Origin of the sequence: Lapidilactobacillus wuchangensis, from assembly GCF_003946645.1 — a bacterium.
In the GTDB taxonomy this organism is placed as follows: Bacteria; Bacillota; Bacilli; order Lactobacillales; family Lactobacillaceae; genus Lapidilactobacillus; species Lapidilactobacillus wuchangensis.
This window is the reverse complement of sequence record NZ_RHOU01000007.1, coordinates 19,365-35,966: the sequence shown is the minus strand read 5'-3', so window position 1 is coordinate 35,966 and position 16,602 is coordinate 19,365. Positions and strand designations below refer to the sequence as shown.

Here is a 16,602-nt window from a genome sequence, read left to right as displayed (position 1 = left end):
TTAGTATCTTGATTTTAATTAATGAATAGTATATATTGAAAACGTAATCAGAAATCGGTTTTCCTATATAGAAATTATTCTAATTTTTAAAAATAGTGGTGTCCCTAAATTGGCTGTCAAATGTATTTTGGTCAAATTGACGCCGTTTAGGGACACTTTTTTATTTAAAGTTCAGTTATTATTGGAGACTAAATTTTATCATGACAGCATACAACAAAGAATTACAACAGAATCCGTTGAAGACGCGGGCTGATTATGAGCAAGCTTTATTGACAATATTGGCGCCGGTTTATCACATTATTGAAACCGAAAAAACACCAGGTCGCGTTCATTTAGGTGATAGTGGTTCGGTTTATGAACAGAGTCGGCGTGATATCGAAGGCTTTATGCGAACACTGTGGGGTGTAGGGCCGTTATGTAGTACGCCAGAACGGGCCCAGCAGCATCAATATTATTATGACTTGGCTTGCCAAGGGATTTTAGCAGGTGTCAATCCAGAATCGGAATTTTATTGGGGTGAATTGCATCCTTATGACCAATTATTTGTTGAAATGGGTTCGCTGGCGACCATGTTGACGTTGACTAAGGATTTCTTCTGGGATGAATTAACTGCGACTGATCAACAGCATATTTTCACTTGGCTTAATCAGATCAATCAATACAAAATACCTGATACCAACTGGTTATTTTTCCGAGTCTTGGTTAATAATTTCTTTGAGCAGGCAGGGTTGCTCACTGATTCAACGGCAATCGACCGTGATTTAGCTAAACTTGATAGTTTTTATTTAAATGATGGCTGGTATTTTGACGGCTATCCTAACCAAATCGATTATTATATTCCTTTCGGCATGCAATATTATGGTGTGTTGTACGCGGTGCTAGGGCAGCAATCAGGGAATCCACATTTGCAACTGTTTCGTGATCGGGCCAGTCAATTTGCCGCCACTTTCAAAAATTGGTTTGTCAACTCTGGGGCAGCACTGCCATTTGGCCGGAGTTTAACTTATCGTTTTGCACAATCAGGTTTCTGGGCAGTTAGTGCATTTGCCAAGTTAGCTTTAAATGGGGTGACGCTTGGCGAACAGAAGTATTTGTTATTACAAAATATGCGCCACTGGTTTAGCAAGCCAATCTTTTCAGATAGTGGTTTGCTAACAATCGGCTATATGTATCCTAATTTAGTAATGGCGGAAGGTTACAATGCGCCGGGCTCACCTTATTGGGCCTTGAAAAACTTTATTGCCCTCGCATTGCCTGACGATGATGAGTTTTGGCAAGCTGCTGAAGTTCAGCCGAAATTTGTTGAACAAACTGTTAATCCTTATTCGCGGATGTTAATGATTCATGATCCGGCGGGTGACGAATTGCAGGCTTTTACTGCCGGCCAACATTCTCACGAGCACGCTCATGGCGAGTCAAAATATGAAAAATATGTTTACTCCACAACTTTTGGCTTTAGTGTTAAAAAAGGTGACATGTTAGTTCATCAAGGGGCTTTCGACAACACCTTGGCACTATCCGATAATGGGTTCGGTTATCAGACTGCCTTTGGTTATCAGGATTACCAAGTCCATGAGCAATATGTTTATTCATTGTGGCAGCCATGGCCTGACGTTAAAATTAAAAACTTTATTATTCCTTGTTACCCTTGGCATTTCCGGGTACATGTCATCGAAACTGGTCGCACTTTAAATTATGTTGAGGGATCTTTCAGTGCGCCAGTTGACGGGCAAGCGATTGAAACCAACCAAGGCAGTTTTTATGATTCTTCCGTGGGTACGATTGGGATCGTCGATTTAAATGGCAATTCTGAAACAAAATTGGAATTACCAGAACCGAATACTAACTTGTGCTATGCCCGGACAATTTTACCGATTTTACGAGGACAGTTGGCAAGCGGTAAACATATTTTATTTTCTGCTTGTCTCGGTGCAGCTAATGAACACAAATTTGCTGGTTTACCAGAAATTAAAGCGACATTATCAGGTAATATTTTTCATGGCCGAATTGGTCAAGCAGTATTCCTAATACCTCTCGCCGAAATCTAACACGTGAATTAAATTTAACGGGATAGTAATAGAGCAGCTGATTTCAAAGGAATCAGCTGCTCTATTACTATATGTTGATCGGCAATGTGATAGTTGGCGTTTATTTTAGTTTAACTGAGTCTCGAAGAATCAATTCAGGGATTAGCTCGATAGTTTCAGGATAATTAGAATTTGATTTAATCTTAAAGTATTGATCGACAACTTCTTCGGCCCAAGTTTTTTTATTAACTTTGATAGTGGTTAGTCCAGGGGAAACAACGCTGGATACGTAGGAGTCATCAAAACCAACAACACTGAGATCCTCACCAACTGTCTTATTTAGACTACTAGCAGCGTGGTAAATTCCTAGAGCCATGTCGTCGTTAAAACAAAGATAGGCATTGTATGTGTTTTGTTCAAGAAAGTGACGACCTAACTGATAAGTAGTGTTAGGATCGAAATCACCACTATAAACGTGGCTGTCAAAATCGTCATGTTTATAGAATTTTTTATAGTATTTTCTGGCAGCTTTCAGTCGTTGCTGGCTGTTATATGAATTATTATCACCAGTAATAATACATATATTTCGGTGAACGGACTTAGATAAGGTTTCAAATAAATATTTAATGCCTAATTCATTATTGATAATTACATTGGCTGTTTTTTTCGCTGCAATTTCATTGGTCATAAAAATTGTCGGTTTATGTAAATCATAGGCAATTCGACGTAATTCTGCCTCATCAGAGCGATAATTCAGAACAATTAAGCCGTCAACCATATCAGTTTTAACGAAATTCGGAATGCTACCACTAACTGCTAATAGTTGATACTTTTTCTGTGCAAAAATATCCTGAATTTCCTGGATAACATCACCATTAAAGTTACCTTGATAGGTATTGACGACAGCACAAACGATATTAGAATCATTGGTACGCAAATTCTGGGCTGATAAATTGGGAACATAATTTAAATCAGCAGCAATTTTTTTAATTTTAGCCTTAGTGACCTCACCAACTTGTGAGCTGTCATTTAAGGCATATGAAACCGTGGCAACAGAGACCTGAGCAATTTCAGCGATTTGTTTTAAACTTGTTTTTTTCATTATGAAACTCCTAGACAATCTGATAGTTATAGTCTACTACTATGAATGGATTTTAACTAACAATGAGTAAACCACCAAATCAGTTTTGCTTAAACGATTAAGTTAATTACAGGCATTTTGTTTGAATTTGCCAAACTTTATGATTAATTTTACAAAATAGTCTTGACTATAGCAAGCTAATCTATTATTATTCTGGTTGTGGTCACGCTTACATGCATGAAATATACCTTTTAACTTAAACGTTTAAGTTAAGGAAAGCAAACTTATTTTCAATGGAGAAGGGTTGATTGAAGTGAAGAAAAAAGGTTTTTTAGGTTTAACAATTGCGGCATTGGTATTGGTTCTAGGTGGTTGTGGTAAAAAAGAGGCCAGTGATAAATCTTCAAGTAGTAATTTTTCAACTGCAGCACGGGTTAAAAATGCGGATTTAAAAGTATACGCTCCGAAAGGAAAAAACACTGATTGGTTAAATGGAGTGGTTGATCGTTACAACAAAAAATATGATACGAAAATTAATTTGAAGACAACAGATGTGGCACCAACTGCGATTACTCAAAAACTAACACCTTTATTAGTTGGTCATGAAGTCTTGCCGGATATTTCATTTATTCAAGACAGTGACATTACTGGTATTCTAAAAAAATTCCCGAAATCATTTGAAAACTTAACCAGTAATGGCATGGAAAATCAAATTGGCAAACTTATTTATTCAACGAAGACCTCATCTCTAAAAGCAACTGCACCTAATCATGATCTTTTCGGTGTACCACAAGATTTAGGTATGGTAACAATGTTTTATCGTCATGATATCTTTGAAAAGGCTGGCATTGATGCAGCAAAAATCAAGGATTGGGATGAATTGATTGCCGCCGGTAAAATTATTAAAAGGAAAACTGGTAAGAGCTTGCTTGCATTAGATGCAAATGGTGAAACTTCATTGGTCACTATTATTATGCAACAGCAGAATGTGCCCTTGATTGATAAAAAGGGTAACGTCAACATGACAGGTACAGCAACTAAAAATGCCATTAAAATTGTTGATAAATTGAAAAAGTCTGGCACAGTTTCTTATTATTCAAGCGATAAAGATCGTTACCCAATGTTTCAAGACAGTGCCGTGATTATTGAAGGTACTTGGTTAGCCGGTAATATGACAGTAAATTATCCAAAGCAATCTGGCTTATGGCGGATGCGGACAATTGTTGGTTACAGTGCTGATGATCAAGGTAAGAATCCTGTTAATGGTGGTTCATCTTGGTATGTTGGCGCTAATTCTAAGAACAAAACTGCTGCTTTACAATTATTAAAATTTGCCATTACTGATAAGGCGTCACAGGCAGACTTGTTGGCTCGGGGGAGTGCAGCAGCAACTAAGAGTACTTATGATAGCAAGGCTGGTAAGGCCGAATATCCATTCTTTGGTAATCAAAAGATTTTTGACGTTATTAAACAAGCTGGAAATAATGCAATTGTGGTTTATCAATATCCATATGCTAGCGATGCTAACAACTATCTTAAAATGGCTGTTTACGATTACTGGAAGAAAGGCGATTTAAACGCACAATTGAAGAAAAACTCAGAACAACTTGCCCAAAAATATAACGTTAAAGTGAATTAAACAGCGACGAAATACTAGGCGTTAAATTTAAAAAAAATCGTTGTTCTCAGGAGGCAAGCTCGCACATGGATAAATCAATCAGAAAAACACCTTATCTTTTTCTTAGTCCATTTTTATTATTATTTGTGTTAACTATTTTAATCCCGATTATCATTTCATTATTTTTTAGTTTTATGAGTATTCAAGGTGACAGCATTACTTTTGTGGGATTAGCGAACTTTAAGGCACTTTTTCGCGATCCTATGTTTCTGCAATCTTATTTAAACGTCTTAATTATTATGGTAGGAACAATTCCCTTCATAATTTTATTGGCGATTTTCTTTGCAGTCTTACTGAATAATCCAACAATTAAAGGTCAAGGTTTTTTCAAAACAGTTTATTATTTACCAACTGTTACCTCATTAGTTGCAGTTGCTTCAGTATTTATGACTTTTTACAACCCAATGGGGATAATTAATTCTTTCTTGCATCTTTTCGGTGCTGGTCCAGTTCCTTGGCTGTCTGATCCGTTTTGGGGCCGCATTGCCATGTTTATTGTCATTATTTGGCAAGGCGTTGGTTACTATACCATTCTTTTCTTGGGCGGATTACAGGGTGTTGATAAGGAAATTTATGAGAGTGCTGATATTGATGGCGCATCTGCGTGGGTTAAATTCTTTCATATCACCGTGCCGTTATTGAAACCAGTTATTTTATTAAGTACCGTCTTAGCTACCATCAACGGATTAAATACGTTCGAAATTCCTAATATTATGTACAGTAATACTTATGGGCCAGGTAGTATTGCCTTAACTGTTGGTGTTAATTTATATAAAACAAGTTTTGAAATGATTGATTTTGGTAAAGCCTCCGCAATTGCTTGGAGTATGGTATTGGTTTCAGCAATTTTATCCTTTATTCAATTTAAGGTAGGTAAAAAAGATGAAACAAAATAAAAAACACGTTGGCATTTATATTTGTTTAATTATTGGCGGAATTTTATTTCTAATACCTTATATCTACATGTTAATTGCTTCAACGCAAAACAACACGATTATTTTAAGTAAAACAATCGACTTTAGAATTAGCAAATATTTCGGCAAGAATATGAAATATCTGCTAGATAATTATCAGTATTTCCGCGTGATCTGGAATAGTATCGTGGTGACAGTTATTGGCACAATCGTCTCAACCTTTGTGACAACATTAGCTGGTTATACGTTGGCCAAATATAAATTTGTTGGTAATAAATTTATATTTTCTATGATCATGCTATCGCGTATGATTCCGGGATTTGCCGTTTTGATTCCAACATTCCTAATCTTTAGTAAAGTTGGTTTAACAAATTCATATGCTGGGATTATATTGCCACTGATTGCATCTGCTAATGCCGTATTTATTATGAAACAATATGCTGATTCATTTCCGTATGAATTAATTGAGGCTGCTCGAATTGATGGTGCTAAGGAAGGATTAATATTCTTCAGAATTGTTGTGCCACTGTTAAAACCCAATATTATTGCTTCAGGAATGTTGATTTTCATGGGCTATTGGAATTCTTATATTTACCCATTAGTCATGATTTCAGATTCAAACAAGTTTGTGGTACCACTTGTTGTTCGGAATATTACGCAAGCATCACAAGATGATTTGAATTATGGTGCCATGATGGCGGCGCTGGCAACTTCTGTGTTACCAATACTTTTGCTTTATGTTTGGGTACAAAGTAAATTTAAGAGTACCGAAATGTCAGCAGGTATTAAATAAAATAGTTTAAATAGACTTCTATTAACTGAGATATATTCTGAAGTTAATAGGAGTTTATTTTTAAAGATTGATTTTAGGCATTAAGAAGTATATATTTGAAATGGATTCAAGAAAACGCTTTTCTTATATAGAAAATAGCAATATTTTAATGAGGTGTGACGATGCAACAAACACAAACTTGGGCTGCGGAAAAGTTGACCCAAATCGAAGAAAAAATGATTCAAGTTGTCCGAAGAAATCAAGGAATTATTCCCTATACAACTGACGAACAAGGTCACTTTAAGGACATGTTCAAAGAAATTCCTACTTGGTGGACGAATGGCTTCTGGGGTGCGCTGCTCTGGCAAATGTACACGCTAACTAATGATGATTTGTATCAGCAAGAAGCAATCGCGACTGAGGCAAAACTTGATGGCAATTTAATGAATGCTGAAGGTTTGGATCATGACAATGGTTTCAAATGGGAATTAACGGCAGTTGAAAATTATCGCTTAACTGGTGCCAAGGATTCACGCAATCGTGGCTTGCTAGCGGCTAATAATTTGGCTGGTCGTTTCAATTTGAATGGTCGTTTCATTCGCGCTTGGAATGACTGGGGTGATTTGAACCGTAGTGGTTTGGCAATCGTTGACTGTCTGATGAACTTGCCATTGCTGTATTGGGCTAGTGAAGAGACGCAAGATCCACGCTTTAAGCAGATTGCCGTGGCTCATGCTCAAACAGCTCAAGAATATTTAGTGCGACCAGATGGCTCAGTGAAACATATTATAGTTTTTGATCCTGAAACTGGTGCTTATTTGCATTCTGAAGGCGGCCAAGGTTATGGTCATGGTTCTTCTTGGACCCGTGGTCAAGGTTGGGGCATTTATGGCTTCACTTTAAGCTATGAGTATACGAAGGATGAAAGTTTCCTTAATACGGCTAAGCAAATTGCGAATTATTTTATTGCCAATATTCCTGATGATGGCTTAATTCCCATTGATTTTCGGCAACCTAATGAACCTTGGCTGGAAGATTCTTCAGCGGCGGCAATTGCTGCTAGTGGCTTATTAGAATTAGCAAAATATACGACTGGCCGTGATCAAGAAATTTTCCAAGCAGCTGCGGTTAAATTATTAAAGGCCTTGGCGGATCACAGTTGTGATTGGCAATTGGATCATGACAATTTATTGACCAGTTGTTCAGCATCGTATGACGAGGAAAATCATGAATATCCGATTATTTATGGTGATTACTTCTTCATTGAAGCGTTGGCGAAACTAGCTGGACACGAATTTAAGATTTGGTAGTTCATTAATTTGTAAGTGGAGGCACTTTTGGGATGCTAGAAATTAAGATTATTGATCAAAACGGAATTGTTAGACAAGGTAAAAATGATTATGAAGAGCAACTGCGGCCGTTAGTATTTTCTGGTGAAGAATATGCTTATTTGGCTACACAGGCCTTTACTTTTGTTGAAGGTGATCAGATTGTCGTCCAAGTTGATCGACCCGGTTATTATTGGCTGAAGTTAGACGAGGCCTTGGATAATACTTTGGTCTACATTAAGCAGGCGGTTAATTATGACGTTACTTTAACCGCCAACGCTGGGGACGCTCGCCCTGAGACTGCTTTTCATGGCAAAAGGCATTATTTGGCTGTGCGCCGGGCAACGAAGGCTCAAATCGAAGCCCAACAAAATTTATCATTAAATCCGCACGATCAAAAGAATTTCAACGGTAGTTATCCCCATGCTTCTGCCAATGTGGAAACGCGTAATGACGCGACTTTCTTTGCTTGTAATGCCATCAATGGTATTCTTGCTAATCAAATGCATGGCGAATATCCTTACCAATCCTGGGGAATTAACCGCCAGGCCGATGCCGCTTTGACAATTGATTTCGGTCGCGAGGTGCAATTAGCTGGTGTGGGCATCGTTTTGCGGGCTGATTTTCCCCATGATAGTTACTGGACAGCTGGTACTTTAACGTTCTCAGATGGGTCAACTGAGGTCCTCCAATTTGAAAAAGAGACAACTTTACAGCAATTCAACTTTGCTCCAAGAGTTGTGGACCAAGTTGTTTTTAGTCAGTTACAAAAAGCAGACGATGAATCACCATTTCCAGCATTAACTGAAATCGAGTGTTATGGTCAAAATTTAAATTAAAACAAGGGAAGACAATCAAATGATCAATGAGCGTCTTAAAAACAATCAATTTACAACTAAGAACGACTTCCAGCAGGCGTTGCAGGATATATTAGCACCGTTAATGCCACAGCTAAAGCAAAATGGTGTTCATGGCTACTTGGATTTAGGTAGCAGTGGCACCAATTATGTTAAAAAAACCCGTGAGATTGAAGCATTTCTACGACCTTTATGGGGATTAGCACCATATTCTGTTGATGAAAACTCCGAATATCTTGAGCTAGCGATTGAAGGAATTAAGCAAGCAACGAATCCGAATTCTCCCGACTATTGGGGCGATATTCGCGATTATGATCAAATTATTGTCGAAATGGCAGCATTAGCCACTTTCATTCTTTTGAATCCAGAACTGATCAAGCAAAGATTCTCGAAACCGGAGCGAGAGAATTTATTTAATTGGCTAGGTCAATTAAACGAACACAAGCCCTTTGAGAATAATTGGTTATTTTTCCGGGTGCTGGTTAATGTGGCTTTAAAGAAGAATCAGCAACCTTATTCTCAGGAGCTATTGGATCGAGACTTAGATAAAATCGACAGCTTTTATGTCGGGGATGGCTGGTATTTCGATGGCACGCCGTTACAGCGCGATTATTACATTGCTTTTGCCATCCATTACTACAGTTTAATTTATTATCGTTTCATGCAAGACGAGGATCCTAAACGTTGTGCAGCGATTAAGGAACGTGCGATTGCCTTTGCTCAAGATTATCAGTACTGGTTTGATGCCAAAGGTGAAGGAATTGCTTATGGCCGTAGTTTGATCTATCGTTTCGCCCAATCAGCGTTTCTTAGTGCTTTAGTTTTTGCAGATATTGAAGCGTTGCCTTGGGGTGAAATAAAAGGCCTTTTGAGTCGGAACATGCATAATTGGTTTCAGCAGGATGTCTTCAGTAATGACGGTTTATTAACAGTTGGCTATCATTATCAGAACTTAGTTTTCGCTGAAGGTTATAATGGTCCAGGCTCACCATATTGGTCACTGAAGGCTTTTCTCCTTTTGGCAGTACCAGCTAGTCATCCATTTTGGCAGAGCGAGTCCTTGCCACTGCAGTTGGCCAAGAATTTATATCCTTGTGTGTCGGGACGTAATTTCTATCAGCATGATTCTGCGCAAACATTACTTTGTTTTCCAGCTGGTCAAGCTAATGAATATCAAAGTCATGGCAGTGCCAAATATAATAAATTTGTTTATTCAACTAAAACTGGTTTCAGTGTGCCCAAGTCAAGCTACCTTTATCACCAAGGCGCCTACGATAATTGCTTGGCTTTAGCCGAGGGCGACCATTATTTCCGGACCAAAGATTTGGATACCAAGTTTGAGATTCTGGCGGATCGCGTGATTCATTATTGGCAGCCGTGGCCAGATGTGGCCATTAAAACAACTTTGATTCCCTTTGACGGCTGGCATTTGCGGATTGAAGAAATTCGTAATCAACTTGAAATTGATGCCTATGAAGGTGGCTTTAGTGTACCGTTTGCCGAAGATGCTGCTCGGCAAATTAGGCCAGGAGATTCAACCCAAGTTGCTTCAACAGTCGGCATTTCTTGGTTAAAGAATCTCCATGGTTTTACTGAGGCTGACGTTGCGAAAACTGAACCTAATACTAGTCTGTTCTTCCCATTGACGAATTTGCCGTATTTGAAACAGCATTTAGCAGTAGGCCAGCACTTATTGGTTTCGGCGGTAGGTTTGACTGATCAAGTTGCGCCAGATTTGGCCGCGATTGACGTGCAATTACGTGCGGGTCAATTAATGATTAAAACTGAACAGGGCAACAAAGTGATTCAGTTAACTGCCCCAGACTTTGCCTAAAATATAAAAATCCTGACTAAAGTTTTAAAAACTTCGGTCAGGATTTTTATATGGCTTGATTATTGATCAACTTCAGGAATGTCTTCGAAATAATCTGGAAAGGCAGCCACAACGTTTTTGGCATCTGCGTCCACCATATGGAGGTGTTTGCTGACAAGTTGTTGTAGCTGCTGGAGATCACCATTTTCAGTATAGGTAATAATCGCTTGATGCTGGGCAATGATTTGTTCCCAGTTCAAATTTTTAACTTCCAATCGTAAAAAGCGGAAGCGATCAAACTGGAAGTTGAGTGGCTGCAACCATTCCCAAATAAAATCTTTCTCGGCAATCGTGTAGAAAAGTTTATGGAACCGTTCGTCTAACTCAAAGAAATTACTGAAATCATTCATTTGCAGGTAAACTTGCTGCAATTGAATGATTTTTTTGAGTTCGTTGAGATACTTAGGTGTCATTTTCTGAGCAGCCTCAACACAAACTTCTTTTTCAATATTCTCACGCACAAAACGAGCCTGATAGACTTCATTTAAATTTATTTTTGCCACATAAGTTCCTCGTTGCGGAATGACCCGGAAGAGACCTTCCCGCTGCAGACGAATTAGGGCTTCACGTAACGGGGTGGCACCAACACTTAACTTCTGTTCAAGTTCTTTTTTATTGACGGTAGCTCCTGGTGTTAATTCAGCATGGATAACCATCTGTTTTAATTTACTGTAGGCTTCTTCTTGATAATTGACGAGATCAGGCATATTTTTCATCCTCAGAAATAATATTAGATTCAATTCAACTCTAATATATTAGTATATCTTATGTCAATTAAAATCATCGCTTGCGCTTTTAAAAACGTTTAAAGATGAAGTGACGAATTCTAGCGGTACTTTTAAATTGGGGACTTGAATTATCCATTGAAAGGGTTATCATTTAATAGTTAGTTAGCGATACAAACAAACTTTATTTATTTTGTGGAGGTTTATGATGAAGTACTCAAATCCTGTTGTTCCTGGATTCTTTCCCGATCCAAGTGTTTGTCGCGTTGAGGACACTTATTACTTGGTCTGCAGTTCATTTAATTATTTCCCCGGCGTTCCCTTATTTGAGAGTAAAGATTTAGTTAATTGGTCACCAATTGGTCATGTGTTAACTCGTAAGAGCCAGCTAGATTTAACGGACTCACCAACTAATGGTGGTATTTATGCGCCGACGATTCGCTATCATCAAGGACGGTTCTACATGGTCACCACCAATGTTGATCATGGTGGTAACTTCTACGTCTGGACAGATAATATTTATGGTGAATGGTCTGATCCAATTTGGGTGGATCAAGATGGCATTGATCCGTCATTTTACTTTGAAGGCGACACCGCTTATTTCATGAGTAATGGGACTGATGATGAAGGTAAGAGCGGTATCTGTCAATGTACTTTAGATATTAAAACTGGTAAGAAGTTAACGCCAACGAAATGTATTTGGCAAGGTGCCGGTGGTCGTTATCTTGAAGGCCCACATTTATATAAAGTGGCTGATAAATATTTGTTAGTGGCTTCTGAAGGCGGTACGGAATATGGTCATATGTTGGTTTGCGCCAAAAGTGACCAGATTTATGGCCCTTATGAAAATGATCCTGACAATCCTATTTTGACCAACCGTAATTTAGGTGGTTATCAAATTCAAGGTTGTGGTCATGCTGACTTAGTTTCTGATCTTAAGGGTAACTGGTGGTTTATTCATTTAGCTTTCCGCCAGCTTGACCGTTGGCAACAACAACATGTTACTGGCCGTGAAGTTTATTTAGTGCCCGTTACTTTTATTGATGGCTGGCCAAAGGTGGGTCATGATGGCACGACTCGGGCCCAATTTGAAACTGATCGAATTGCCAGTGATGTTTCCCAAAGTCCAGTGCCTAATTTAACCTTGGCTAATTCACAGATTGGCAATCAGTGGTTATTCTTGCAAAATCCTGATCTGGCCAATTATGATTTGAGTCAGTTGCCAGAACAGGTTGGTTTGCAAGGCACAACTGTGACCATGGATGCTGCCAAGGATTCGCCAACATTCTTAGGCACCCAACAACGTGGCATTGCTTTTACGTTGAAAACCAAGGTGCAATTAACAGCTGGCGAGGCTGGAATCACTGCTTATATGACTGATGAGCAGCATTATGATTTAGCGGTTCGGAAAACAGCTACAGGTTTTGAATTGTTCCGTCGAATTCGGTTAGGCGAAGCTCGCCAAGAAGATCATTTGATCAGTTTACCAAGTGACACCGATCAACTTGAAGTTACGTTGATTTTAACTGGTTCACCTGATCAATATAGTTTTACAGCCGCAACTCAAGGTCAGACTTATCAATTAGGAACAGCAACAACGAAGTATCTTTCCAGTGAAGTTGCTGGTAACTTTACCGGGGTAATGTTAGGTATTTATGCGCAAAAGTCTGCTGATGCAGCAAGTAGTTGGGCAAACTTTAGTCAGTTGGTTTATCAGAATCAGGACTAAATAATATATCGCAGGCAATGATGAATTAGGTAAAAAATCATTGCCTGTTGTACTATACTGAAACGTGTTCGGGTCTGCAGCTGGCTATGGCTAACTGAAATATTTCAATGATCGGCTGGCACCGCTCATCAAAATATTTGCAGTTATCCTACGCCAGCAAACCGCAGCCCCTCACACTCTATCTTAGGAGGTTTTTTATGAACTGGTCACGTGAACAGGCACAGGATTTAGTGGCGCAATTGACGCTTTCGGAAAAAATTGGCTTATTGTCGACTGCGCAAACGGCGGTGCCACGATTAGGGTTACCTGCTTTTAATATTGGTGGCGAAGCGGCTCATGGGATTGTTGACCGTGAGCAGTATCACACGACTTCATTTCCAATTCCGCTAACATTATCGCAGACTTGGGATCCGGACTTAACTGAGAAAATTGGGACTGTCGTTTCTGATGAAGCGCGGGCCTTGTACAATACCACTGGCCGCAAACATTGGCTGATGCCTTGGGCGCCGACAATTGATTTGGAACGCGATCCACGTTGGGGTCGTAATGAAGAGGGCTATGGCGAAGATCCATATTTAACCGGCCAAGTCAGTGGCGGTTTGATTCAAGGTTTTCAAGGCCAGGACCATATTTTAAAAATGGCCGCAGCACCAAAACATTTCTTTGCTAACAATAACGAAGAAGGTCGTGGCGGTACTTCAAATACAGTCATTCCCACTTTAAAGAACGAATATTATTTGAAACCATTTAAGTTTGCTTTTTGTAATTGGCAGGCGCAATCAATGATGACGGCCTATAACGGGATCAATGGGATTCCGGCAATGCAGTCACCAGAACTGGCCACAGTTAAAAATGATTGGCAAATGGACGGCTGCATCGTGACTGATGGTGGTGCCTTAACCTTAAATCTTGAGGAATATCATTATTACGATAATTATCCAGAAGCGGTTGCCGATGCCTTGAAGAAGGGGATTGACTGCTTCGTTGATGATGCTGAAAAAGTTGAAGCTGCTGCCCAAACTGCTTTGGACCAGGGCTTGATTACGGAAGCAGATATCGACCAAGCAGTGACGAATACCTTGAAAGTCCGGATTCAGTTAGGTCAATTAGCCGATACCAAGACACCGTATGATGGCTTAGGTCAGCAGGATATTGGCAATGCTGATCACGATGCGGTAGTTCAAGAAGCTTATGCTGCTGGCAGTGTTTTGTTGAAAAATGATGCTGACTTATTGCCCCTAAATGGTAATCAAGATGTTTTACTAACTGGTCCTTCCGCGGACTTGTTCCCACGGGACTGGTACGCCACAATTCCGATGAATCGGGAAACCGTTAAAAGTGGTTTAGAAAAACGGCTGGGCGATAAATTACACTATGTTGATAGCAACGACACGGTTAAAGTCACCTTTGCGCCTAACTACTTGGCCCAACCAACTGATTTTCAAACTGCCACGTTTACCATTGAACGCTGGCAAAACCAGACGGTCTTCTTGCGAGACTGTGAGACTAAGCGTTATCTCCGCTTAAATGAAGCTGGTCAGTTAGAACTCGGGACAACTGAAGTTTATGATTGGGTCGTCCGCGAAGCCTTTCATTTGGCGGCTGATAATCAACTATACGCGGTTGACCATAATTTCAAGGCTAGCGACGTGAACAGTTTGAGTAGTAATGGCTATTTGAAACCGGCTGTTGGCCAAATGACGATTGTTGAATCAGGGATTGATCGCGTAACAGCCGCTGCGGCTAAGTACGACACCACGATTTTTGTTGGTGGTAATCATCCGATGGTTAACGCTCGCGAAACTGAAGATCGGGAAAATATTGAATTGGCACCAAGCCAACAAGCAATTTGTGAAGCACTAGCAACGACCATGACCAAAACAGTGGCGGTCTTAGTAGCTGGTTATTCATTTGCAATTCAGGATTTACCGGTGGACGCCATTTTATTCAGTGGTTACGCGGGACAATCGATGGGGACGGCGCTAGCCAAAGTACTTTATGGCGAAATGGCTCCAACTGGGAAGTTGTCGCAAACTTGGTATAACCGCCAGTGGCAAGCACAGATGCCAGCTTTAACTGATTATGATATTGAAAAATCAGCTCGGACTTATCAGTTCGTGGCCAATCAGCAGGTGACATATCCTTTTGGCTATGGCTTAACTTATGGCCAATTGCAGATTAAAGCGGTCACACCTAATTTGTCACAGCACCAAGTTCAAGTTACTTTAAGCAACAATTGTCATTTTACAGTGACTGAAACTGTACAAGTTTATTTACAAGCGACTGGTTTGCAGGACCGGCAAGATCGCCAGCAACTAATTGCCTTCCAGAAAGTTACCTTAGATGCTGGTGAAATGGACACGATCACGCTAGCCTACAATCTGGCCGACTTTGCTTGGTATGATCCTAAAACTGGCCAGAATTATTGGCCTGAAGGTGATTATCAGTTAGCTATTGGCCGTTCTTCAGCGGAAATCGTTAAGCAAGTACCGCTTAAATTAACCATGGGTCAGCCAGTCGTTACCTTGACTAAATTACCAGCCGCAGCTTTTGATGATTACGAACAAATGACTTTGGTTAGCAATCGTGACCAATATGAATTAGTCCAATTAGCGGCGAACGGGTTTGTTAGTTATCGGCAATTGTTATTGCCTAGTCAACAACTGCAAATGAAGTATTACGCGCAAAATGACGGTGAGTTGACCGTGATTAATGGGGATAATGACCAAATTTTAGGGCAGTTCTCTTATCACTCTGCCGACTCCGAACAAGAAATGCTAATCGATTTAGTAAATGTTTCCGATAAAAAAATAACGCTAAAGCTTGTCAGCTCAGCGTTAATCACTCTTGATAGTCTTGCGGCAATCAAATAATTAGTAAAAATATTTAGATAGTTAGTAAATTGTATTTACAAATCAAATTTTAAGTCATATAATAATGATGTTGTTGAAACGCTTACAGCTTTTCTCAAGCAATTATTCATTCATTACTACCATATTTCTTGAAGATGTTTTTCAACAAGAAAGATTTTACGTAAGCGATGAAGGCTAAGCCGAAGATGATATACATGACTCGAGCGAATTCAGAGACATAACCTAAACCAAATGCCGCCGCGTCAATTGCGAGCAAGAGCAAAACTTTAAAGAAGTTCGGTAGCACCATTAAGACCGCGTTTTTAAAAGTTTGCTTGATCGAATTTTGAAAACGGCCAGCAAGTGGAAACAGGAGTTCAACCACAAACGCGATCAGCGCTAAGATGACGATTAAAACGACAAAGATAGGCTGCGACACGATCGAGTTGAACTTTTGCCAGAAGGCAATGTTGAAAGAAATAATGGCAATGACAGCAGCGGTAATCAAAAAGATAATCGTAGTTGATTTGAAATTAAGCTTGAAGTTTTTGAAATATGTTTTCGTTAACGGTAAGTCTTCATTCTCAATGTAAGACAAAGTGGTATTAAATAGTGACGCGAGCGCAGTACCGATTGTAAAAATCGGCAAACAAGTTAGTAGGAACGACAAATTCAAAGCCGTGAAGCTAACTAAAGTGCCCATGAAGCGAAAAAATGGATTATCAGTATTGAATTTCATTTTGGAACCTCGTTTTCTATGTTGGTT

12 protein-coding genes are annotated in these 16,602 nt (G+C 39.5%); 9 read left to right on the top strand and 3 right to left on the bottom strand.

Annotated features, from left to right (window positions below; translation table 11 throughout):
• Positions 1 to 200: 200 nt before the first annotated feature.
• Positions 201 to 2,048, top strand: a complete 1,848-nt coding sequence (locus EKM82_RS07085) for a DUF2264 domain-containing protein (protein WP_125767603.1) — start codon at positions 201 to 203, stop codon at positions 2,046 to 2,048.
• Between the two features lie 100 nt (positions 2,049 to 2,148).
• Here the strand turns inward: EKM82_RS07085 and EKM82_RS07080 are convergent, their stop codons facing one another.
• On the bottom strand, positions 2,149 to 3,129 hold the full coding sequence (locus tag EKM82_RS07080; protein ID WP_125767602.1) for a LacI family DNA-binding transcriptional regulator: 981 nt from the start codon (positions 3,127 to 3,129) through the stop codon (positions 2,149 to 2,151).
• A 292-nt stretch (positions 3,130 to 3,421) separates the two neighbouring features.
• Here EKM82_RS07080 and EKM82_RS07075 point away from each other — a divergent pair, with 292 nt between their 5' ends.
• From EKM82_RS07075 to EKM82_RS07050, 6 genes are all read left to right on the top strand, one after another.
• Positions 3,422 to 4,747 carry an ABC transporter substrate-binding protein gene (locus tag EKM82_RS07075; protein WP_164508164.1) on the top strand — a complete coding sequence of 442 codons (1,326 nt, stop codon included), beginning with the start codon at positions 3,422 to 3,424 and terminating at the stop codon, positions 4,745 to 4,747.
• Between the two features lie 65 nt (positions 4,748 to 4,812).
• A complete protein-coding gene (locus EKM82_RS07070) occupies positions 4,813 to 5,682 on the top strand; it encodes a carbohydrate ABC transporter permease (RefSeq protein ID WP_125767600.1) in 870 nt (289 codons plus the stop codon).
• The gene (locus EKM82_RS07065) at positions 5,669 to 6,493 is read left to right on the top strand and encodes a carbohydrate ABC transporter permease (protein ID WP_125767599.1); all 825 of its coding nucleotides are present in this window, start codon (positions 5,669 to 5,671) and stop codon (positions 6,491 to 6,493) included. Before EKM82_RS07070 ends, EKM82_RS07065 begins: the two co-directional genes overlap by 14 nt.
• A gap of 161 nt (positions 6,494 to 6,654) precedes the next feature.
• A complete protein-coding gene (locus EKM82_RS07060; RefSeq protein ID WP_125767598.1) occupies positions 6,655 to 7,782 on the top strand; it encodes a glycoside hydrolase family 88 protein in 1,128 nt (375 codons plus the stop codon).
• Positions 7,783 to 7,814: 32 nt separating this feature from the next.
• Complete coding sequence (locus EKM82_RS07055) at positions 7,815 to 8,639, top strand: hypothetical protein (protein WP_125767597.1); 825 nt, start codon at positions 7,815 to 7,817, stop codon at positions 8,637 to 8,639.
• A gap of 19 nt (positions 8,640 to 8,658) precedes the next feature.
• A complete protein-coding gene (locus EKM82_RS07050; protein WP_125767596.1) occupies positions 8,659 to 10,491 on the top strand; it encodes a DUF2264 domain-containing protein in 1,833 nt (610 codons plus the stop codon).
• A gap of 59 nt (positions 10,492 to 10,550) precedes the next feature.
• Here the strand turns inward: EKM82_RS07050 and EKM82_RS07045 are convergent, their stop codons facing one another.
• Positions 10,551 to 11,237 (bottom strand): GntR family transcriptional regulator, encoded by a 687-nt coding sequence (locus EKM82_RS07045; RefSeq protein WP_125767595.1) that lies wholly within the window; start codon positions 11,235 to 11,237, stop codon positions 10,551 to 10,553.
• A 226-nt stretch (positions 11,238 to 11,463) separates the two neighbouring features.
• On the opposite strand from EKM82_RS07045, the gene EKM82_RS07040 reads away from it, so the two are divergent.
• Positions 11,464 to 12,984 (top strand): glycoside hydrolase family 43 protein, encoded by a 1,521-nt coding sequence (locus EKM82_RS07040; protein ID WP_125767594.1) that lies wholly within the window; start codon positions 11,464 to 11,466, stop codon positions 12,982 to 12,984.
• Between the two features lie 197 nt (positions 12,985 to 13,181).
• Positions 13,182 to 15,857 (top strand): glycoside hydrolase family 3 protein, encoded by a 2,676-nt coding sequence (locus EKM82_RS07035; protein WP_164508163.1) that lies wholly within the window; start codon positions 13,182 to 13,184, stop codon positions 15,855 to 15,857.
• Positions 15,858 to 15,963: 106 nt separating this feature from the next.
• Here EKM82_RS07035 and EKM82_RS07030 read toward each other — a convergent pair whose 3' ends face one another.
• On the bottom strand, positions 15,964 to 16,575 hold the full coding sequence (locus tag EKM82_RS07030; protein WP_125767592.1) for a YesL family protein: 612 nt from the start codon (positions 16,573 to 16,575) through the stop codon (positions 15,964 to 15,966).
• Positions 16,576 to 16,602: the final 27 nt, after the last annotated feature.

Bases quoted from the DNA above. Each gene is read 5' to 3' on its own strand.
- EKM82_RS07085 (WP_125767603.1), top strand. From the start codon at position 201: ATGACAGCATACAACAAAGAATTACAACAGAATCCGTTGAAGACGCGG.
- EKM82_RS07080 (WP_125767602.1), bottom strand. From the start codon at position 3,129: ATGAAAAAAACAAGTTTAAAACAAATCGCTGAAATTGCTCAGGTCTCT.
- EKM82_RS07070 (WP_125767600.1), top strand. From the start codon at position 4,813: ATGGATAAATCAATCAGAAAAACACCTTATCTTTTTCTTAGTCCATTT.
- EKM82_RS07065 (WP_125767599.1), top strand. From the start codon at position 5,669: ATGAAACAAAATAAAAAACACGTTGGCATTTATATTTGTTTAATTATT.
- EKM82_RS07060 (WP_125767598.1), top strand. From the start codon at position 6,655: ATGCAACAAACACAAACTTGGGCTGCGGAAAAGTTGACCCAAATCGAA.
- EKM82_RS07055 (WP_125767597.1), top strand. From the start codon at position 7,815: ATGCTAGAAATTAAGATTATTGATCAAAACGGAATTGTTAGACAAGGT.
- EKM82_RS07050 (WP_125767596.1), top strand. From the start codon at position 8,659: ATGATCAATGAGCGTCTTAAAAACAATCAATTTACAACTAAGAACGAC.
- EKM82_RS07045 (WP_125767595.1), bottom strand. From the start codon at position 11,237: ATGCCTGATCTCGTCAATTATCAAGAAGAAGCCTACAGTAAATTAAAA.
- EKM82_RS07040 (WP_125767594.1), top strand. From the start codon at position 11,464: ATGAAGTACTCAAATCCTGTTGTTCCTGGATTCTTTCCCGATCCAAGT.
- EKM82_RS07035 (WP_164508163.1), top strand. From the start codon at position 13,182: ATGAACTGGTCACGTGAACAGGCACAGGATTTAGTGGCGCAATTGACG.
- EKM82_RS07030 (WP_125767592.1), bottom strand. From the start codon at position 16,575: ATGAAATTCAATACTGATAATCCATTTTTTCGCTTCATGGGCACTTTA.